Below are 20,580 nucleotides of genomic sequence, written 5' to 3' on the forward strand. Positions count from 1 at the left end.
TTAGCTCAAATCCTGAATAAAAAAATAACTAGCCAGTGTTTGAAAACAGCATATTTATCTTGGATTTAAGTCAATCCCAGTATTATAAAACTATTACCTTATCGGAGCATTATTAATCTTAATTTGAGAATATGAGTAATCAAAAAGAAAAAACCTACAATTCAGATATTACAAAAGAGGATTTGAACGCTTTGGGCGAAAAAACAAAAAATTCGAGAACCGATCAAGGAGATGACCAACAATTACAGGAAAGGGAAAAAGACGTGGATTTTGCAGGTTCTGATTTGGATATTCCGGGTCGGGATTTACCAAAAGACAGAACCAGGAAAACGGTTAAGGACGAAGAAAATCAATTGTACAGTCAGGGAGGTTCAGGAAATGAGGATTTGGAACGGAACAAGGACCATATCAGATGGACTTTTGAATTAACGATATAAAAAAGCAGCCTAGATGGCTGCTTTTTCTTTGCAATGTGTTTTTATTTCTATGCTAAACTGACATTTAGTACGATTTCCGTATCCAATAATTTGGAAATGGGACACACATTTTTTGCCTTCGTAGCAATTTCTTTAAATTCCGAAGCTTCAATTTTCGGTACATCACCTTTAAGATCTAAGGTCACTTTTACAATCTCCCCGTCCTTAAAGGACACCTTTGCGCTTACGTCAAGCGTATTGGGTGTATAATCAGCCTCACCAAGCAAAAAACTCAGTTGCATGGCAAAGCATCCCGCGTGTGCCGCTCCAATGAGCTCTTCGGGATTGGTACCTTTTCCATCCTCAAATCTCGTATTGAAGGAGTATTGGGTATTTTCCAAAACGGTACTATCCGTCGTTAATGTTCCGTGTCCTTCTTTTCCACTTCCTTTCCATTGTGCTTTCGCATTTCGTGTAAAATTCATTGTATTTTTTTTATTGTTAAAAATTAATTCAATCTCTACTGAACCGACTCTTCTTACTTGTGGGTTTCATAGTCTATATAACCCTCTTTGCCTGGCGTGTAAAAAGTGTCTTCGTCCCAGTCGGCCATATCCCAATCATTTTTAAACCGTTCCACTAAATCGGGGTTGGATACATACAATTTCCCAAAAGAGACTAAGTCGGCATTTCCACTTTCGATGACTTTATTTCCAGATTCCTGGTCAAAACCACCGTTTATCATTAATGTGCCATTATACATGGGTCTAAAATGTTCCGCTATGTTCTCAACCGCAAATGGGATGTCTGAGACATCATTAAAAGGTTCCGAAAGATGTATATATGCAAGGTCATATTCATGATCCAATTTTTTAATGATATACTCAAAAGTTGGAATGGTTTCCTCATCCATGGTCATTCCAAACATTCCATTTAAAGACGGATTAAAGCGAGCTCCAATCTTGGATTCGGGAATAACCTTTTTGACTTCATCCAAAACTTCAAAAAAGAATCGTGCCCTATTCTCGATGCTACCGCCATATTCATCCGTTCTTGTGTTCGAGGTTGCATTAAAAAATTGATGAAAAAGATACCCGTTTGAAGAGTGGATCTCAACGCCATCAAATCCCGCCTTAACCGCATTTTGGGCTGCATTTTTAAAATCCTCGATTGTCCTGGCAATATCTTCTTTGGTCATTGCCTTTGGTATGACCGTATCCTTAAAACCTTCTGGGGTATACGATTTTGCCTCTGGGTTGATGGCGGACGGAGCTAAAGGCAAATCCCCATCGTGAAAATCTGGATGGGACATTCTACCCACATGCCATAACTGAATGAAGATGGTACCGTTTTTTTCATGAACTGCCTCGGTTACCTGTTTCCAACCCTCTACCTGCTCTTCAGTGTGTATTCCAGGTGTATTTATGTAGCCAACCGCTTCTTCGGACACTTGTGACCCCTCAGTGATTATGAGTCCGGCCGAAGCTCTTTGCTGATAATAAATATCATGTAGGCCTTCTTCCGGTTTTTTGGCCTCGTTCGCGGCCCTACTTCGGGTCATGGGGGCCATGACCACCCTATTTCTTAACGTAAAATTTCCTTTGTTATATGGTTTTAACAATGCTTTTTCGCTCATAATCAGTTTTGAATAAATAATGGATTTCTTCAAATATCCTTCAAACAAAGGATAATCATTAACTCTAATACCTAAATTAGTATCGGAAATAATAACAAACTACAAAGGAGCACTTTTTAAGACTTTTCAATCTTTGTTAGACCGATAGTCGAAAATGCATTTTATGAATCCAAACCGATGATTTACATGAATTTTAGCTTCTTTTTTGCGGTATGGAAAAAATAGACTCCTAAAATTTGAGTAAGTTGCACCGCCAATAGAAATATCCCCCGCATGAGCCAACGTGGGATTCATAAAAAACAACCTAAAAATTCGAGATAATTATCGGAAGGATTTCTCGATTACCAAATTAACCAATGAAGGATTACCTATGCACCATTGTGTGCCTATTTCTTTTCGTCCACTTAGTAACCGCACAAAAAAAGAACACCGACTATCGTTTACACATTAAAAAGACGAACCACCCCGTAAAAATCGATGGTATTGGTGATGACCGGGCGTGGCAGGATGCCGAAGTCGCTACGGACTTTTTTAGGGTACTTCCTATGGACGACGGACTGGCCACCGAACAATCTGCCATAAAAATGACCTATGACGATAAAAACCTCTATCTGTTGGCCACCTTTTACAATGCCACCGAAGCCAATTACTTTGTAGAATCGCTCCGTCGGGATTTCTCCTTTGGTAGAAACGACAATTTTTTACTGTTTTTGGACCCCTTCAACAATCAGACTACGGGCTTTTCCTTTGGTTCCAATGCTTTTGGCGCACAATGGGACGGTACTATGTTCGATGGTTCTCGAATCGACTTGAATTGGGACAGCAAGTGGATTTCTGAGGTGACCCGTGACGATGACAAATGGGTTTTTGAGATGGCCGTTCCCTTTAAGTCCATTCGCTATGAGGCCGGTGTAACGGAATGGGGCATCAATTTTAGTCGGTTAGACCTCAAATCCAGTGAAAAATCCAGTTGGACCCCCATTCCCAGACAGTTTCCAACGGCCGCACTGGCCTACACGGGAACCTTGGTCTGGGATGCACCCCCACCGGCCCCGGGCACCAACTTTTCAATTATCCCCTATGTATTGGGAGAGGTGAATCGGGATTTGGAAGCCAACGAGGATACCAAAACTATAGGAAAAATTGGGGGTGATATAAAGTTCAGTCTCACTTCTTCCCTGAATCTGGACCTTACCGTAAATCCAGATTTTTCGCAAGTGGAGGTAGACCGACAAATTACCAATTTGGACAGATTTGAGCTTTTCTTCCCCGAAAGACGACAGTTTTTCCTGGAGAACGGAGATCTTTTTGCCAATTTTGGGTATGAGACCATACGGCCCTTCTTTTCCAGAAGAATCGGACTAGGGGTGCCCATTCAAGCCGGGGCCCGTGTTAGTGGAAACCTCAATGAAAAGTTGCGCATGGGCCTTATGGACATGCAAACGGCCGCTGTGGACGAAACCGGCTTGCCCAGTCAGAATTTTGGAGTGCTTTCCTTACAGCGTAAGGTCTTTGGTCGAAGCAACATCGGGCTTATGGTCGTGAACAAGCAGTCCATCAACTATCCCTCGGAAAACGATTCCATAAACGCCCACTATGCAAAATACAATCGGAATCTGGGCATGGAATACAATCTGGCTTCCTCCAACAACATTTGGAACGGCAAGGCCTTTTTCCTGAAATCGCTTGCCCCGGATGAAAGTGGCCGCGGTATTGCCCAAGGGGCACATTTGGAATACAGTAGTAGAAAATGGAACTGGCGTTTACAGCAGGAATGGGTAAGTAACGATTATACGGCAGAGGTGGGTTTTGTACCCAGAAGAAACTATGTCAATTTCACGGGGAAATTAGGCCATCTGTTCTTCCCGAAAGCGGGTCCCATCGTGAGTCATGGACCGGAATTGAACGTCACGTGGTTTTTTAACGAAGCATTCCGTGAAACGGACCACCTGGCCTATATGCTCTATCGTTTTGATTTTAGGAACCGTAGCAATGCGTTTTTCTTTCTATCCGATGATTATGTGGAACTGTTGGACCCCTTTGACCCCACCCGATTGGGCATTGCAGAATTGGCAACGGGCACGAAACACCAATGGAACGCCTTTGGTTGGGAATACCAATCCAAGCCCCAAAGCCTTTTCACCTATTCCTTAGGGGGCCGTGTGGGAGGCTATTACCAGGATGGAAACCGCACAAGCCTGACGACGGAGCTGGGATACCGATTTCAGCCCTACGTAAGCTTGAGCGCGAATTTAAACTACAACCACATCGATTTACCAGCACCGTGGAACACCAACGAATTTTGGTTGATCGGTGCGGAGGCGGATATTACCTTTACCAATAAAATATTTTTTGCCAATTTGGTCCAATACAACGAGCAAACGGGCAATATGAACCTAAATTCCAGGTTTCAGTGGCGTTATAGTCCAGCTTCAGATTTGTTCCTAGTGTATACCAACAACTATTTCGTTACACCTTTTGAAACCCGTAATTGGGGCTTGACATTGAAGTTTACCTATTGGCTGAACAATTGATCAGTTTCTCTTTTCCAGAACTTCCAATACCCCTTTAGCGGCCATTTCTCCGGAAAGCATAGCGGCGTTCAGAGATCCATTGAGCAAATAGTCACCGGCCAAAAACACGTTTTCCGTTAGTCGGGTTTCAGAAGGCATCAAGGTGTACCTAATGTCTTTCAATTGTGGCAGTGCCCTTTTTATCGGATAGTGCTTCAGGTATTGGTCGGTGGTAATTCCACAAAATTTCTTTAGATCCTCTTTCACTTTTTGGACGAGTTGATATTCGGATAAATCATGATTTTTCACAACGGTAACCGAAAGCAATTCCGATGCCCCTTTTTGAGCCATTTCCAGGGAAGTATGGTAGAAAATATTATTGATCAATGCCTCTTCATCCGCGATCAGACCGATCAGGGGTTTATCTATAGTGCGCTCTTTGGATGTAAAATACAAAGTATCCGATGTATGCCAATCCAAATGCTGCTTGCGCAAATTTGGCACCAGCGGCGACGCATCGGTAGCGATAATCTTATAATCGAAAAATGCCGCTTTACCATCGGATAAAGTGATTTTTTCATCGGTACAACTTTCTACAGGACAATTAAATATGAATTGAGTTGCCTTCAAATTTTGTTGTAATTGATTAGGTATGGCGCCGATACCTGCCTTGGGCAATACGGCAAGCCCTGCACCGAACATTTTATAAACGAACTGAAACATCCTTGAGGAAGTAGCCAAATTAGGTTCCAAAAAGATGCCGGAAAAAAAAGGCCTGAAAAATTGGTCAATTATTTCTTCAGAAAAATGAAGCGATTTTAGATACTCAAGTGTAGAAGTTTCCGGTTCCTCAAAAATTCCCTCCAGGGATTTTTCCTTCAACATTGCATTTAATTTCAACACTTTGAATTTATCCCCAAAAGTACCGATACCGGAAGTCAGTGTAGGGAACAATAGACTAAGGTTGCGAAGTGGATCACCTATGATGGCACTTTTCCCTTTATGGAACACTTGGGCTCCCGGCAGGAATTTTTGGAGTTCCAATGCTTCGTAGTCCAGGTATTTCTGGGCCATGGGATAGGCATCCAACAAAACCTGAAAACCATGGTCCAATTGATATCCATCAACGATGTCCGTTTTTACACGTCCGCCAATACGCTCCGTGGATTCATAAATAGTGGGGGAATACCCTTCCTTTTCCAAGGTAATGGCAGCAATCAAACCACTGACCCCTGCGCCAATAATGGCGATTTTAGTCGATTTCTTTTCCATATGGTAAAAATAGGAAAAGTAATGGGCGATTTAGTAAGGAGATAATAAGATAAACCTAAATACTACTCCTCCGGCGGATGCCCGTTAATATTCTCGTAGACCGAATCAAAATTTTCCCGCAGATATGCATTCAATTTCTTTTGATAGTCATCCTTCAACCAACTCAGGAAATTATGGGTACTTTTACTGATACACTTGGCGTAGACATGGATACGATTGTCAATATCCTCCTTCAACAATTTGGCTAAGGCCAGGGCATCATAGACATCCTCGCTGTTTTCTATACAGATATAGGCATGCTGCTCTATGGAACGCTCCAGAACCACCTTGGAGGACTCGCCAGCCAATGTAGCTTGTTCATAGGTTTCGCGGATATCGAAATAGGTTTCATTGGAGTTTTTGAACTCCTCCTTTATGTCCTCGGATAGGTCGTGCTTGAAACCGGCCTCGATATCCTCATCATCACGGATCCTGTCCATGTAATAATTGGGCGACTTGAAAATAGCCTCCCAATCCAAATCGGCGCCCCACGGTCCAAATCGGTATAAATTATTACCCAAATCGATGACCGTGAATTTAGATTTGTTGTTCAGTACCCGTGAACCCCTACCGATCATTTGGTAGTACAAGGTCAAGGACTTTGTGGCACGGTTCAGGATGATACTCTCAATGGTAGGTTCATCAAAACCGGTGGTCAGAATACTTACCGAAGTCAATATGGCATTTGGGGTTTCCTTGAACCACTTTAAAATCTGCTTTCGCTGCTTTTTCGTCGCGGTATTGTCTAGGTGCATGATGGGCAATCCGGCATTTCTGAACGTATAGTAGACCTGAATGGAAGTTTCTATACCATTATTGAATATCAGCGTCTTTTTATCCTTGGAATGTTTGGTATAGGCTTCCAACAATTTGTTCAACATGGCCGGACTCGTATACAGGTCGGCAGAGGATTTTACGGTATAATCCCCATTGGACCCCACCTCCAAGGAGGTAAGCCCCATGTCATAGTGATAGGTTTCGGCACGGGCCAAAAAATCGTTCTCTATTAGATTTTCAATGGACTCCCCGGGTATCAACTCATCGTAATTGCCGTTCATGGGAGTTTCCTTGTTGGAACTTAACGGCGTTGCCGTAACCCCCAAAATAAAGGAGTTCTCAAAGAATTTGAACAATTTGGTGAAGGAGTTGTAATGGGCCTCGTCGATGATGACCAGACCGACATCGGAAATATCCAATTTATCATCGTTCAAACGGTTGTTCAAGGTCTCCACCATGGCCACATAACAGCTGTACTTTTCCTGATCGTCCAAATTTGCCTTGCTATTGACCACTTTATTCACCACGCCAAAACTAGTAAGCATGTCCGAGGTCTGGTTGCAAAGCTCCACCCTGTGGGTCATGACCAATACCTTTTTGGAATGGTTTTTTAAATACTGACGGACGATTTCCGAAAAGATGACCGTTTTACCACCACCTGTAGGCAATTGGTACAAAAGATGGTAATCCTCACGTTCGTTGTCAAACTTTTCAAAAATTTGTTGGATGGCTCCCTGCTGATAGCTATACAGCTCTTTATCCGTCTTTTTCTCCTGTAACTCGTATACGGTCTCTTGCATGTACTCCTTTTCTTTTGAAGGTTGCAAAGGTACGGTCTTCTATGGCCGAATGCTAATCCATGCGATAAAAAGGGTATCTTTCCGACCAATTGATGCTAAACCGATTCCTTTTCAGATGGATGTCCATTCCCATTTTAAAATGTACAAACCCGTTGGTTTTTTGAGTCAGATGACATCGGGTGAAGCAAGACAAATACGGAACAAGAGGTTCCTGACCGAACTCTATGATTTTCCCGAAGGTACCATGCCAATTGGTCGTTTGGACGAAAAATCCGAAGGGCTGTTATTGCTTACTACCGATGGAAAATTAGCCGATACCATCAATAGCGGCGCAATCGAAAAAGAATACTGGGCACAATTGGACGGTAGCATAGATTCCCTTTCCATTAAAAAGCTTGAGGCTGGTGTCACTATCGGAATATTCGGAAAAAGCTATACCACCAAACCTTGTAGGGTGGAAAAATTAGTAGAAGCCCCTACCCTGCCCGATGCCGATCCAAAATTACGAATCGGACTTCACCGCCCTACATCATGGATTAAAATAATTCTGACCGAAGGAAAGTTTCGGCAAATTCGAAAAATGACGGCTGCAGTGGGTTATCCTACAGTGCGACTCATTCGCGTACGGGTAGGTTCCATTTTATTGGAAGGCATGCAAGAAGGTTCGGTGGAAACAATAGCTGATTTATCAGCCCAACTTCTTAGAGGTAAACCTTGAAAACAGGGTGATTCGTTTTTTCGTATTGATAAAATAGACCCCGGTAAGCAAAATCAGGGCCGCAATGACGGATTGTAAGGTAATCTCCTCCTTTAAAAAATACCAACCCAAAATCATGGCAATGATCGGATTAACATAGGTGGAAGTTGCCACTTTTTCTGGGGACACCACTTTGAGCAGATAGTTAAAAGCCGTAAAAGCTACAATACTGCCCAGCAAGATCAACAAAAGCATTGACCATTGTACGGGCACACTCCAATCAACAGGAGAAATCCACTCCTCCCCAATAAGTGCGCTGATCAAAAACAGTTGTATTCCCCCGGTTACCATTTGGTATCCGGTATTTACGAAGTAGTTGGGCGGCAGATCCGCCTTTCCCACAAAAAGACTGCCGTAGGCCCAACTGATCATACAGAAAAATATAAGTATCATTCCTAGAAGCGCACCGTCCTGTGAAATGATCTGTTTTTGGCTCACCAAAAGATATATGCCTATCATGCCCAATCCTACCCCTATAAAGGACATGGGTTGAATTCTTTTATTCTGTAGTATTCGCATCAGCAATAATACCACGAGTGGTTGGGCGGATATCTCAAGGGCGGCAAAACCACTATCCACGAATTTCAATGCCCACACGACTACACCGTTGCCAAAGGTCAAAAATAGAAAACCGGCTATGATGGAGTTACCCAACTGGCGCTTTGTAACTACCAAAGGAATTTTTAAAAATTTGGCGATTAAAAAAATAAGACTTCCCGCAGAAATGAAACGTATACCTGCCAACATGAATGCCGGCAGTTCCGTAACCGCAATTTTATTTAAAAGATACGTACTGCCCCAAATAACGTAAATGGCAAAAAAAGCAAGTAAAATAAGTACCGTATTACGCTTAAGTAAGGTCATTGGGTTATATAAATATTCAAGGTAATTAGATTTTCTTGACCCTAACAGCCTTCATACCCTTCATTCCCTTTTCAAGTTCAAAGGAAACCTTGTCGTTTTCAAAGATTTCATCAATGAGGCCACTTACATGCACAAAGTACTTCTCATTATTTTCGGAATCAATAATAAATCCAAAACCTTTTGAAGAGTCAAAGAAAGAAACCTTACCATTTCTGACTGGATCAAATTCCTCCGTATCGCTTTCTTCCTTTTTTGGTATTCCCAGCACAATATCTTCTGCATCTATCTCTACCTTCATTGTTGGATCTGGCGGCGTATCCACCAAATTTCCGTTGAAATCAACATAAGCAATGGGGATTCCGGAAGACCCGCTTTCTTTTGAAGCTTGTTTGCGCGCCTCTTTCTTTTTCTGCTTCTCTTCTCTCTTTTTTAATCTCTTTTTTACTTTTTCTGTTTTATTGAAGGTTTGCTGTGATTTTGCCATTCGCGATTTTTAAGTTTCTATTTAATTTTTAATAAAGAAAGAACAGAAGTTTGAGTAGCCTTTTACAAAATTTCATCTCTAGGGTTAAGAGAAAGATTCCAATTATTGGTCGGAGCAAGATTCCTAACTTTTCTTTAAACTACCCCAAAGATAGCATATGTTTTATAATAATATCGGTATTAAGTTTTAGTTCTTAAAGGTCCAATTACAACACTGAATTTAGTTTAGCATATTTTTAACATTTATTTTATTTGATTGATTTTCAATACTTTAATTAAAATATTTCTATTAAATAGTACCTTTTATTACATAGTACTGTAACAAATATAATCCATCTTCGTCTCCTAGATATAACAGCAATTATCAATTAGTAGTTAGAAAATAAATTAATCAACCCGAAACATATCGGGAAAAAAACGAACAACATGAGAACTTTTATCAGACAATTACCCACGGAAGCTAGAAGACATTCCTTCTTTAGCAATTTTAGAAACAGTAAACGCGTGCAATGGGCCGAGGTTAGAAACCATACCCATTAATCCGGAATTCATCAATCAATTAATCATCAATCAGCTCCCGATTCATTTCGGGACAAAAACGAACAACATGAGAAATTTTATCAGACAATCACCCACGGAAGCCAGAAGACATTCCTTCTTTAGTAATTTTAGAAACAGTAAACGCGTGCAATGGGCCGAGGTTAGAAACCATACCCATTAATCCGGAATTCATCAATCAATCAATTAATCATCAATCAGATCCCGATTCATTTCGGGACATAAAAAAACGAACAACATGAGAACTTTTATCAGACAATCACCTACGGAAGCTAGAAGACATTCCTTCTTTAGTAATTTTAGAAACAGTAAACGCGTGCAATGGGCCGAGGTTAGAAACCATACCCATTAATCCGGAATTCATCAATCAATCAATTAATCATCAATCAGATCCCGATTCATTTCGGGACAAAAATGAACAAAATGAGAACTTATATCAAACATTCAATAACCGAAGCGAAAGGGCTGACCAAAGGTAAAGTCCGTTGGGTAGCTGCCAAGGAAGTCATAGCTTTGGTTTAGCATACACATAAAATGAAAAAGGATAAGACCTCATTAATCTTATCCTTTTTTTGTCTGCCATTTTAAGGGCAAATGTTTTAGTCACGCAGGGTAATCTCCTCTTCTACTCCATTTGGGTAGGTAATGGTGGCAACGTTATCACACGTACTATCGCCAAAATCTACATTTACGGTAAGGCCATTTTTAGAAACGGTCATATCACCGGCGGCTACATACCCACAGTTGACACTACTTGTCAACGGAGCATTTACCGTGACGTTGTACGTATTTCCTTTGTAAACAACGGTCCAAGTTCCAGCAATGCTATAGGTAGTCGATTCAAGCGAATCACCAAAAGTAAGGGTAAAAGACCTTTCGCCTTCGTCGGAAATTAAGGAGCCATCGGCCATTTCAACCGTAAGGTTGCTAGTTACCGAAAATGAAACACTATTTCCTTCAGAATTGGCACTTAACTGATATGATCTGGTTCCATTGATTTTGATTTCGCCTACATAAAAATCTTCATAACTGGCCGAAAAAGACCCTTGTTCCCCGTCGGTGTCATAGGTCACGGTTAGGGTTCCGTTAATATTTTCGGTACCATTGAGGACACAATTGTTAAATGTGGCCACATATCCCGTATCCGTATACTGGGCACTGTAGCACTCATTGAACATAGTTTTTCCAGTACTTCCGTTATTGTTGTAAAGTTCGAACAGGGCAACATCGATACCACCTACAATATCGTCCGTTTCCAGCACCGCCTCCAAGTCGGCTTGTGAAAGTACAATATCATTGTCCTTTTCGGCATCATCGCTACAACTATACCCTAACATCAGGACAGTGGCCAAAAGACTTAAATTCTTTAACGTGTTTTTCAAAATTTTCATCTGTTTATTTTTTTGATTTGTTTAAAGGGTTACCTATTACAACCATAAAAACGTGCAACCAACACAAATAGTATGGTTTAAGAGCACGCAAGCCGTGCATTTCAACGAATAATTTCCGGCTGCGGACTCCAATCGACATACTAGAGCGCCAAAAACAGAGTTAAAATCATATACGATATATTATATTTGAAAAATGATCCAGAAAATAAACCTAAGGGACCAGGTAAGGGATTACTTGCTTTTTGAAATGAAACAAGGGAAGCTGCACATTGGTAAGACCATCAACCTGGCCGCCCTTTCCAGGCAATTGGGCGTTAGTGTGACTCCCATACGGGAGGCATTGACCCAACTACAGCAGTCCCATATCATCAAGGCGGTACCCAATCGCGGGTTTATCATTGCCGAACTCGATGTTAAGGAAGCCGAGGACCTCTACGGACTGGTCGCCAGCTTGGAGGTGATGGCCATTGAAAACTCGGAATTCGACCAAAATCATATCGACGCCCTTAGAAAGCAACAGGATGTATTCGAAAATGCCCAAGATGCCATTAGCCGGATTCAGGCCGATTTGGAATTTCACCACCTGCTAACCAAAGGGTATGAAAACGAACTGGCGTTAAAAATCCTGCAAGATTTACGAACCCGAATATTCTTTTACGAGCGCGCCTTTACTTCGGACGATTCCTTTTACAATAAATCCGACAATCAGCATGAGGCCATAATTTCTGCCATTGCCGATGACAACGTGCCCACCGCCTCCCTCCTATTAAAAATGAACTGGATGTTGATCCTCAATTACATCCAAAAGAAATTGACGGAATAATCATGCTTCCAAATCCTCCAACAGTGCTTCGGCAGAATTCGTTACCTTTTCATAGCTTCTATAGCCCCATCGGCTTACAAAAACCATTAGAATGATAACAAATACTATGGCTATTATCTGTTCAGGTTTCATTTCCGAAAGGATCAAAGTCTTGTCCCTGAGCAGCTTTAAGGCCAAGGCCGGCGAGAACAGTAGGGAAATAAAGCTCACGGCAATGGCAATTTGCTGAAGTTTTAGGAGTCGTTTTTTTTCCTTAGTATAGGTTATGAGGTTTTCCCTGTACGATTTAGTAAGGATATCAAGGTTTTTTATCCGATGCAATGCACGCAACACCAAGGTGGGCAAAATCGTTAAAAAAGCTAGTGTAAATACTCCAGAAAGCTTTAAGTACAAGGTATCCAGTTTCCAGAAATTAAAAAGTATAAACCCTGCCAATATATAGCATATAATGGCCCCTAAGTTCTCGTAATTGTTGAGTTTGCTGAATTTGTTCCGATAGTTGTTCCGTGTCATTTTTAAGATGATTTCGTTCGTTAATTTTTTTTGCTTTTCCAATTCCTGGCTCATGGCCATCCAATTCGCCTGTAATTCTTCCAATTCCATCTGTTTATGTTTTTACCATGTTTTTTCTAAGTTTTTCCTTAATTCGGGATATCCTGGTTCCCACATTGGACGTATTCAATCCCGTTATTTCCCCTATTTCCTGATAGGATTTCCCCTCCAATAACAGCAGCATGATACCCTTTTCCAAGGAATTCATTTTTTCAATCTGCCGATGTAACAATCTCACGCGTTCCTGAAAAAGGTCGTCAGTGCCCTCCGCCATACTAACCAGGGATTCCTTGATGGGTTCCGATTTTGGGATGCGTTTTGATTTCTTCAAATGCGTAATGGCCGTGTTCATGGCCACCCGATACATCCAAGTACTAATCTTGGATTCGTTCCTAAAACTGTCAAAATACTTCCAAAGCTGATAGACGATTTCCTGAAACAAATCCTCCCGATCCTGTTCATTATTTGTGTAGATAGCGGAAACTTTGTAAAGTAACCCCTGATGTTCCCGTATAACCTCCGCAAAAGCATCGCTATTCCCCATGCATGTTTTTCTTCATTTCCCTATAGGTATGCAATGTGTCAAAAAAATCACATAACGGGGCAAAAAACTTTTTTGGATTGGATTTAATTTGCTGGGATACAACAAATAAAAAAGGGATTCGTTTCCTTTTAAAAACATCCAATCATGCAATATTTGAACAAAGAAATTGAGGCGCTGACCAAAAGGAAGAAGTCGGCCTCCTTGGTAAAAAGGGAAATCTCCTGTGGAGTTTTTCAAGATGTTGAAAAGCTTCCACAAAAAGATATCGAAACCGACCTGTAGACCCTTATTCAAATAGAGACCTATCCAACCCTGGAATCAAATTCAGGGCATTTTCATAATATACTTTTTTGAGCACCTCGTCCGGTAAGTTTAAACCGTACATAGCCCAAAATGCGTGGTATTTCTTATAATAGGGAAAGTATTCATCGTTGCTTTCCAGTACCCTAAAATACGTGGGGAATTCATCCGGGTTCCAACTGTCCTTGCCAAAAAGTATCCTATCCTGATATTTTATAAAGAACTTCCTGGCATTCTGTGGTTGCCGACCCAATTCTGCAATCACCGCTGATATTCCCACGTTCATATTGGGCATCTCATCCAGCAATTTGCCCAGTTTTTCCAAATTGTTCGCATGCCAGCCCATGTGGGCATTGATAAATTTTGTTTTGGGATGTCTTTTGAAAACGTTGTGTTGTTCCTGAATGATTTGCTCCCAAGGTGCCGGATCGGTATTGGATCTTTTTCTTCTGGGATGCGTTTTTAGTTCCAGCCATCGCTCGTTATCGCTATCCATATCGTCCCAAAAAGACTTAGGGTCAGCTGCATGGATCAAAACGGGTACGCCCATTTCCGCACATTTGGCCCAAATAGGGTCCAAACGGGGGTCATCAATGGCCAATCTGTTCCCGGATGCATCGGTATTGCGAAGTCCTAGACTTTTAAAGACCTTGAGTCCCTTTGCCCCATTTTTGATATCCGCCTCTAATTGTGCGGCGGCCCTTTGACCCCATTCGGCACCATCCGCTCCTTCAAAATCGACATTGGCAAAGACAACGAACCTATTGGGATAGCTTTTCTGGATATTATCGACCTTCTCCTTGAGACTTTTCCCCGAACCACCACTCAGGTTTACCATAACTCCCTCGTTCAGGGATTCCATATCCTTTAACAGGCTGCCCAATTTTTCGACGGACATGTCCCTTTGATGGCTGTGGACATCTATAAATCGAAATTTTGCCCGATTTATCTCCTTGCCGGGAACTACTAGGGTCGAGGTAGGGTTGTATTCCTCAAAACTCATTTCCTGTGAAAGAATAGCTTGGGGTAAGGTAACAATGAAAGCGGCAGTGGCTATAAGGGTATACAGTTTGTTCATAAAAAAGGATTTATTGGTCGTGATTTTCGTTGTAAATTTTTTGATAGACTTCCGGAGTATCGATATCGGCCAAAAACCCTTGGGCATCCAAGCCCAGGGTGACGGATGTGTAGGAATCCAGTATGTCCCGGGCCCCATAATCGGAGTCCAGCCTTAGGAGCGTATCATACAAATCCGGTCCAAAAATTGCCGGAACGCCCAATTTTTTTCCATAGTTACTGGCTACGATGGAAACGTTTTGGGTTGAGAATTCAAGCAATATACGGTTTAGATAGTCTGGGGTGACCAATGGCTGATCGGCAAGACATATCAACACGCCATCCAAAGGAGAATAGGTTTCCCTAAGATATCGAACACCGGCGGCTATACTATTTCCCAAACCTTTTTCCCATGTGGCGTTTTCAATGATATCCGAGGTAGAGGGGTCGGTTTTTAAACTAGATTTTATTTTTTGGGCATTGGCACCCAAGACGACCACAATTCTTTTGGCTTCCAGTTCCATTACGCGGTTCAGCACATATTGCAATAAAAAAGTACCTTTCCATGGCAATAATTGCTTGATATCCTGCATCCGACCGGATTTTCCAGCGGCCAATACAACAACGCCTATGTTCTGGACCGATTTCAATTATGGATGCCTTCTTTCTTGTCTTTCAACATGATGGGTTCCTGCTTTCGAATGACCGCCAAAATCTCCGAAAGTATGGCAATGGCGATTTCCTCCGGAGCTTCGGCACCAATATTGATTCCCGCCGGTCCATGAATGCTCTCAAAAAAAGCATAGTCCTCGTCAGGATATAAATCGATGTACTCATTGAATAGTTTTTCCCGTCTTTTGGAAGGTCCCAAAAGCCCAAAATACATCGGCTTACATGCTTTTACCGCATGTAGGTATTTTAAATCCTTCACGTAACTGTGCGTCATCAACACCAAGGCCGTTTGATCATCGATTTTCTCTACGGGCAAATCATGTGGTTCCACGTTCCAAAGCTCGTCGATGCCCGGAAAATCGGCTATGGTCTTTCCCTCAGCCGGTACTACGCTTACGGAAACCTCCCATCCCATTTCCAGAGCGATTTTGGATAGTTTTACCGCATCGTGTTCCCCGCCTACGATGGCCAGTTTATAGCACGGTTTTAGGGTCTGCTCGTAAGTTGAACGTTCACTTGAATCGGGTTCTGCACCCAGGGGAATCGGTTTTTCATCAAATAAAAACAGGGAACCAATATTGGCATGTTCCCCGTATTCCTTCACGTAATAGGAAAGGATTTTAAACGGAGTCCTAGTTTTTATGGACCTATGGAAGCCCTTGAGCAGTGCTTCCGTCGGTTCAAATGGCTCAATTAGAATATATAATATTCCCTCGCAACCCAAACGAAACCTACCGTCATAGGTCATCATTTTCGGGGTGTCGGTCTTAAAAACGCTCGCAGCCTGAAAAAGCACCTCCTTCTCAACGCATCCCCCGCTAACCGCCCCAACCATGGTACCGTCCTCAGAGATTAACATACGAACCCCAGGCCTTCTATACGAAGAGCCATCCAGGGCCACCACACTGGCCAACACAGTTTTGAGACCTTTGGCCCGTAAGTTTCCATACTCCTGAAAAATTTTTTTGAGTTCGTGCGTCATTTTGAATGGCAGTTGCTATAGTTTTGCCTACTAATTAGCGAAAATTACCCAATCCCGCCTGTTTTTTAAAGACTGGGTACTTTCTTTAACACTCTTTAACATAATTTTTTCAATGGCCCATAATTTCCGAGCGGAAAGTGCGTTCTGCTTGATGAACTCAAAATGTATGACTATGAATTTGTTCCTAAGAACCTTTGGTTTTTTATTTGCGCTTTCCCTTTTTGTTTCCTGTGGTAATGCCGATGACGATGTAGACCTAAACCTTAATTTGGGTGATGGCCTTGGAAAAGGAGTGCCCGTGGACGATTGTTTGGGGCTGGAAGAAGGTGAACTCGTACTCTCAATCCAGGACCAGTATACGACCTTACCTGGAAAAGTATCCATATTTTTTAGGGTTTCCGATACCAATGGAAATCCCGTACCCGGATTAACGGCAGAGCAATTTACCATTTACGAGCAGGGAAGGAACGACGATTGTTTCAATACCATTTCCACGTCTGAATCTTTTGCACGTATTTCCCCAAATTCACAGATATTCTCCAACAACGCCCTTTTGGTGCTGGATTTGAGCAACAGTGTCTTGGAAAGCAGCTTGCAGGAACTGAAAATGGCCAGTGCCAGTTTTGTGGACAACGTGATGCCCGATGCAGAGTCCGACTCCTTTAAAATGGCGATTTATTGGTTCGATGGTGAAAATGAACTGCATTTGTTGAACGAACTTACATCCTCCAAAGACGAATTGATTACATCCATCAATGGAATTACCGATAACATCAGTACCGACCCATCAACGGATCTGTACGGAGCGGTCATAAAATCGACCGATATCGCAACGGACATTATTAATAAAACAACCAGTGGAGACAAGATTGGTGCCGCTTCCGTGGTCATCTTTACCGATGGTACGGATCAGGCTTCCAGGTTTACCGAAGAGGCAGCACTCAAAAAAGTGAACGACGCCAATTCCAATATTTCTTTTTTCAGTATTGGATTGGGTAGCGAAATCGATACACAGGTATTGATGGATATAGGGAAGACTTCCAGCGTATTTGCGAGTAACAAGGATGATTTGGAAGATACCTTTAACGAGATTTCAGAAAAGGTTTCGGAGCGGGCGAACAGCTTCTACCTCTTCGAATATTGCAGTCCAAAACGGGACGGCAGTGGAGAAAATAATTTGGCCATCGAGGTAAATACGGGTACGAGACAAGGTGCGGTACAGACCAAGTTCAACGCCAAAGGGTTTACCGGCGGTTGCGAGTAAATAATATACCGATTGATTTAAAAAGAGGCAAAAATTGCCTCTTTTTTTATATCTAAATTTTAACAGCCTAAACCTTTTTATATCAACAATTTAAAGCCTTTAAAAAGAGGTCGATTTCCAAAACATTGCCATACCAAAAAATCCATTCCCAAAAAATTCCCGTACATGTTATTGAAAGATTATTAACTAAATACACACTTGAAATGAAAAAATTATCAATAATCGGGGTAGCATCCATTGTACTTTTATCTTCCTGTGTTTCGAAAAAGAAATACGTGGCCTTGGAGGACAACTTGGCACAGACGCAAAGTAGATTGACCAAGACCCAGGTAGAAAAAGAAGAGTTGGAAACTAAAATGGCCAAAATAGAGGCCCGAGTGGAAGAGTACAACTCCAAAATAAATTCACTTAAGGAAATAAACGACAGTCAGTACACTACCGTGGATGATGTTGCCGTAATGAGCAACAATACCAAGGCAAACATGAGAAAGACCTTGGAAAACGTAGATCCAGCAAAACTAGCCGAAGCCAAAACACTTCAGGATTCCATGAATTTGGCAGTTTCCTATAAACTGAAACAATCCATCGCGGACGAAGGGGAAGATGTGGACGTAAGCATTGACAAAACCGTGGTAATGATAAACATCTCTGATGAATTGTTGTTCAACACTGCTGGATATAGGGTTAGCAACAAAGCCGATAATGTACTTAAGAAATTGGCCGATGTCATCAATTCCGAACCCAGTATGGAAGTAATGGTAGAGGGTCATACGGATTCCAGAACCATCAATACTCCCTTGTTCGAGGATAACTGGGATCTTAGTGTGAAAAGGGCGACTTCCATTGTTCGCGAACTACAGAACGAATACAATGTAAATCCAAAACAGTTGATCGCTGCCGGTAGAAGTAGCTACCTTCCCTTGGTAGAAAACGACAGCAAGGAAAATATGGCCAAGAACAGAAGGACCAAAATCGTAATCCTTCCAAATTTGGACAAATTCTTCGCCTTGATGGATGCAGATACAGCTAGTATCGACTAGGAAAAAACTGAATATTTTAAACTAAGGGTGGCAATTGCCGCCCTTTTTTATTTCAGGAATCTCTGGTAGGGTTTGGTGGTCCGATAATTGTTTATATATTATAATAACCCCAAAGAATACCAAACAAACACATCCTAAAGGCTATTGGAATGTTCAATTTAAAAATTAAACGTCATGGATGTACTCAAAGAAATTTATTGGAAAAGTGCTTTGGGCATTTTGCCAAACCCTCTTAAAAGTCTGGTTTTACTCATATTCTCGGGAATTGTAGCCATATTGTTCACCATGTTATATCTTCTTTTAAAACATGGTCATTATTTAAATGTACAATTTGGTTACTAGATTATTTTCTAAAAATCATGGCATTGGGAATAGTAATGTTTTCGGACGCTAAGTCGATAAGAAAACCATTGATGACCGCAAACGTATACTTTCCATCCTTTCTAAGGAAAAAAGTGGGATTGATACCAGGCTGGAGTCGTAAATCCAGCGCCTTAAAATTAATGCTCACCAAGTGCAAGGGTATGGGCGAATTCAATTGTTTTAGCGGAATATCGGATACTTTAAGGTAGCCATAGCCTTCGGATAACAATTTTTTGGCATCCAACTTTTTTGCTTCGGCCATAGTGGAAACCGTTTGACCATATACCTTTGCCGGAACAATTTCATGACCTGCGGCATCCAAAGTCTCATAACCGTAATAGGTGGATAAATCGCCTTGATCCCAAATCCTACTGCTGTACCAAAAATTATCATGGTCCTCATAATCCACCTCCACCTGATTGATGCCCAAGTCCAAAATATAGGAATCACCCATTAGATTATAGGTCGCACCTACAATCTTTAGGTCAAACAACATCCGGTCGTTTTCAGGTATTTTTTCATATTCCGAGATATCGATTTCCTTAAAATTTTCTTTGGCAATTGTATAGATGGCCGACAAAATGGAGACATAGTTCAGTTTACGGATTTCCTGCTTTTCAGGGTCTTCAGGATACCCACCCGATTCAATCAAAATGGTAATGGTACCCCATTTTTGGATGTTATCGCCAAAGGCCCTAGGTTCAAAGGCATCGTTATAACGTCCTACTTGTCCCGGTGCATATTTTTGAAGGATATTGTTCATGAAAACAATGATTTTCATGGCATTCCCGCGCACTTCATTGATATCCTTTTCGTAATTAAAAGCGGGGGCCAAATAGGATATGGTGGCCGGCTTTTCCGTGCGCTCCGCATTGTAGTACGTACTTTGATCGTGTAGATTAAAGCCAAAATCGGCCTCCAGACTATCCCGCACCTTTTTCAAGGTTTGTCCCTCGGGCGATTGCAAACGAAGGGCGTCCCTATTGATATCGATTCCCAACAGGTTACGACGTTGAAAGAGTTCCGCCCCATCCGGATTGAGCATGGGCAAAAAGTGAATGGTCAGGTTGGAAAGCATCGCTTCCTTTTCTTCCTGAAAATCGGGACTATCCAAGAAATTAAGGATATCAAAAATTGCCTGGGTGGCGGTGGGCTCGTCCCCATGCATCTGGGACCACAAAAAAACATCGGTTTCACCGCTACCGATACTGACCAAGGAAAGCGATTTTCCACCTATGGAGGTGCCAACGTTATTCACCGTGAACTTCGGATTCCTTCTGAATTTCTCCAACAAGGGCTGTATATCGGCGTGCTTTATTCTTCTTTTCCCAAGCGTGGGTTCCTTATATTTTTCATACGTCTCATACAATTGTTCGGTTATATCCTGTGCCTGGCTGGTAAAAATTGTCAGGATTAAGAAAGCAATAATAACACAATGAAATCTTTTCATTCGTTTGAAATTTGGTTAATAGCTTGGT

General features: G+C 41.8%; 20 protein-coding genes. 7 read left to right on the plus strand and 13 right to left on the minus strand.

Annotated elements, in window-relative coordinates; genetic code table 11:
- The first annotated feature begins 131 nt into the window (after positions 1-131).
- Positions 132-437, plus strand: a complete 306-nt coding sequence (locus tag ACZ41C_RS17385; RefSeq protein WP_464563282.1) for a hypothetical protein — start codon at positions 132-134, stop codon at positions 435-437.
- Positions 438-484: 47 nt separating this feature from the next.
- On the opposite strand, the gene ACZ41C_RS17390 is transcribed toward ACZ41C_RS17385, so the two are convergent.
- Both ACZ41C_RS17390 and ACZ41C_RS17395 read right to left on the minus strand, forming a co-directional pair.
- Complete coding sequence (locus ACZ41C_RS17390; protein ID WP_464563284.1) at positions 485-901, minus strand: OsmC family protein; 417 nt, start codon at positions 899-901, stop codon at positions 485-487.
- A 53-nt stretch (positions 902-954) separates the two neighbouring features.
- Positions 955-2,052 carry an alkene reductase gene (locus tag ACZ41C_RS17395; protein WP_138259660.1) on the minus strand — a complete coding sequence of 366 codons (1,098 nt, stop codon included), beginning with the start codon at positions 2,050-2,052 and terminating at the stop codon, positions 955-957.
- Between the two features lie 356 nt (positions 2,053-2,408).
- On the opposite strand from ACZ41C_RS17395, the gene ACZ41C_RS17400 reads away from it, so the two are divergent.
- Positions 2,409-4,586: a DUF5916 domain-containing protein gene (locus ACZ41C_RS17400; protein WP_464563286.1), complete on the plus strand. Its 2,178-nt coding sequence runs from the start codon at positions 2,409-2,411 to the stop codon at positions 4,584-4,586.
- On the opposite strand, the gene ACZ41C_RS17405 is transcribed toward ACZ41C_RS17400, so the two are convergent.
- Both ACZ41C_RS17405 and ACZ41C_RS17410 read right to left on the minus strand, forming a co-directional pair.
- A complete protein-coding gene (locus tag ACZ41C_RS17405) occupies positions 4,587-5,837 on the minus strand; it encodes an NAD(P)/FAD-dependent oxidoreductase (RefSeq protein WP_464563288.1) in 1,251 nt (416 codons plus the stop codon).
- Between the two features lie 62 nt (positions 5,838-5,899).
- Positions 5,900-7,453 carry a DEAD/DEAH box helicase gene (locus ACZ41C_RS17410; RefSeq protein WP_138259663.1) on the minus strand — a complete coding sequence of 518 codons (1,554 nt, stop codon included), beginning with the start codon at positions 7,451-7,453 and terminating at the stop codon, positions 5,900-5,902.
- Between the two features lie 115 nt (positions 7,454-7,568).
- Between ACZ41C_RS17410 and ACZ41C_RS17415 the strand changes: the two genes are divergently transcribed.
- Positions 7,569-8,171: a pseudouridine synthase gene (locus tag ACZ41C_RS17415; protein ID WP_138259664.1), complete on the plus strand. Its 603-nt coding sequence runs from the start codon at positions 7,569-7,571 to the stop codon at positions 8,169-8,171.
- Here ACZ41C_RS17415 and ACZ41C_RS17420 read toward each other — a convergent pair.
- From ACZ41C_RS17420 to ACZ41C_RS17430, 3 genes are all read right to left on the minus strand, one after another.
- Positions 8,142-9,074, minus strand: coding sequence for an EamA family transporter (locus tag ACZ41C_RS17420; protein WP_464563290.1), 933 nt, complete (start codon positions 9,072-9,074; stop codon positions 8,142-8,144). The genes ACZ41C_RS17415 and ACZ41C_RS17420 overlap by 30 nt on opposite strands.
- A gap of 25 nt (positions 9,075-9,099) precedes the next feature.
- On the minus strand, positions 9,100-9,558 hold the full coding sequence (locus ACZ41C_RS17425) for a cold-shock protein (protein ID WP_464563292.1): 459 nt from the start codon (positions 9,556-9,558) through the stop codon (positions 9,100-9,102).
- Between the two features lie 1,156 nt (positions 9,559-10,714).
- A complete protein-coding gene (locus tag ACZ41C_RS17430; protein WP_464563294.1) occupies positions 10,715-11,506 on the minus strand; it encodes a hypothetical protein in 792 nt (263 codons plus the stop codon).
- 193 nt (positions 11,507-11,699) lie between these two features.
- On the opposite strand from ACZ41C_RS17430, the gene ACZ41C_RS17435 reads away from it, so the two are divergent.
- Entirely contained in the window at positions 11,700-12,329 is a 630-nt protein-coding gene (locus tag ACZ41C_RS17435; RefSeq protein ID WP_464563296.1) for a GntR family transcriptional regulator, read from the plus strand.
- On the opposite strand, the gene ACZ41C_RS17440 is transcribed toward ACZ41C_RS17435, so the two are convergent.
- Entirely contained in the window at positions 12,330-12,932 is a 603-nt protein-coding gene (locus ACZ41C_RS17440; protein ID WP_464563298.1) for a hypothetical protein, read from the minus strand. It abuts the gene before it with no gap.
- 4 nt (positions 12,933-12,936) lie between these two features.
- The gene (locus tag ACZ41C_RS17445; protein WP_138258841.1) at positions 12,937-13,425 is read right to left on the minus strand and encodes an RNA polymerase sigma factor; all 489 of its coding nucleotides are present in this window, start codon (positions 13,423-13,425) and stop codon (positions 12,937-12,939) included.
- Between the two features lie 144 nt (positions 13,426-13,569).
- Between ACZ41C_RS17445 and ACZ41C_RS17450 the strand changes: the two genes are divergently transcribed.
- Positions 13,570-13,707, plus strand: coding sequence for a hypothetical protein (locus tag ACZ41C_RS17450; RefSeq protein WP_162850216.1), 138 nt, complete (start codon positions 13,570-13,572; stop codon positions 13,705-13,707).
- 4 nt (positions 13,708-13,711) lie between these two features.
- On the opposite strand, the gene ACZ41C_RS17455 is transcribed toward ACZ41C_RS17450, so the two are convergent.
- Genes ACZ41C_RS17455 through ACZ41C_RS17465 form a run of 3 tightly spaced genes read right to left on the minus strand, consistent with a single transcriptional unit; the run spans position 13,712 to position 16,435 of the window.
- Positions 13,712-14,803, minus strand: a complete 1,092-nt coding sequence (locus ACZ41C_RS17455) for an amidohydrolase family protein (RefSeq protein ID WP_464563300.1) — start codon at positions 14,801-14,803, stop codon at positions 13,712-13,714.
- Positions 14,804-14,813: 10 nt separating this feature from the next.
- Positions 14,814-15,431 (minus strand): nucleotidyltransferase family protein, encoded by a 618-nt coding sequence (locus ACZ41C_RS17460; RefSeq protein ID WP_464563302.1) that lies wholly within the window; start codon positions 15,429-15,431, stop codon positions 14,814-14,816.
- The gene (locus ACZ41C_RS17465; protein WP_464563304.1) at positions 15,428-16,435 is read right to left on the minus strand and encodes an XdhC family protein; all 1,008 of its coding nucleotides are present in this window, start codon (positions 16,433-16,435) and stop codon (positions 15,428-15,430) included. Before ACZ41C_RS17465 ends, ACZ41C_RS17460 begins: the two co-directional genes overlap by 4 nt.
- A gap of 172 nt (positions 16,436-16,607) precedes the next feature.
- Here ACZ41C_RS17465 and ACZ41C_RS17470 point away from each other — a divergent pair, with 172 nt between their 5' ends.
- Together ACZ41C_RS17470 and ACZ41C_RS17475 are read left to right on the plus strand one after the other, a co-directional pair.
- A complete protein-coding gene (locus ACZ41C_RS17470) occupies positions 16,608-17,699 on the plus strand; it encodes a vWA domain-containing protein (protein WP_138258845.1) in 1,092 nt (363 codons plus the stop codon).
- Between the two features lie 203 nt (positions 17,700-17,902).
- Positions 17,903-18,739: an OmpA/MotB family protein gene (locus ACZ41C_RS17475; protein ID WP_154919127.1), complete on the plus strand. Its 837-nt coding sequence runs from the start codon at positions 17,903-17,905 to the stop codon at positions 18,737-18,739.
- 343 nt (positions 18,740-19,082) lie between these two features.
- Here the strand turns inward: ACZ41C_RS17475 and ACZ41C_RS17480 are convergent, their stop codons facing one another.
- Positions 19,083-20,552, minus strand: coding sequence for a M14 family metallopeptidase (locus tag ACZ41C_RS17480; protein ID WP_464563306.1), 1,470 nt, complete (start codon positions 20,550-20,552; stop codon positions 19,083-19,085).
- Positions 20,553-20,580: the final 28 nt, after the last annotated feature.

Source organism: Maribacter sp. C-4077 (assembly GCF_055378385.1).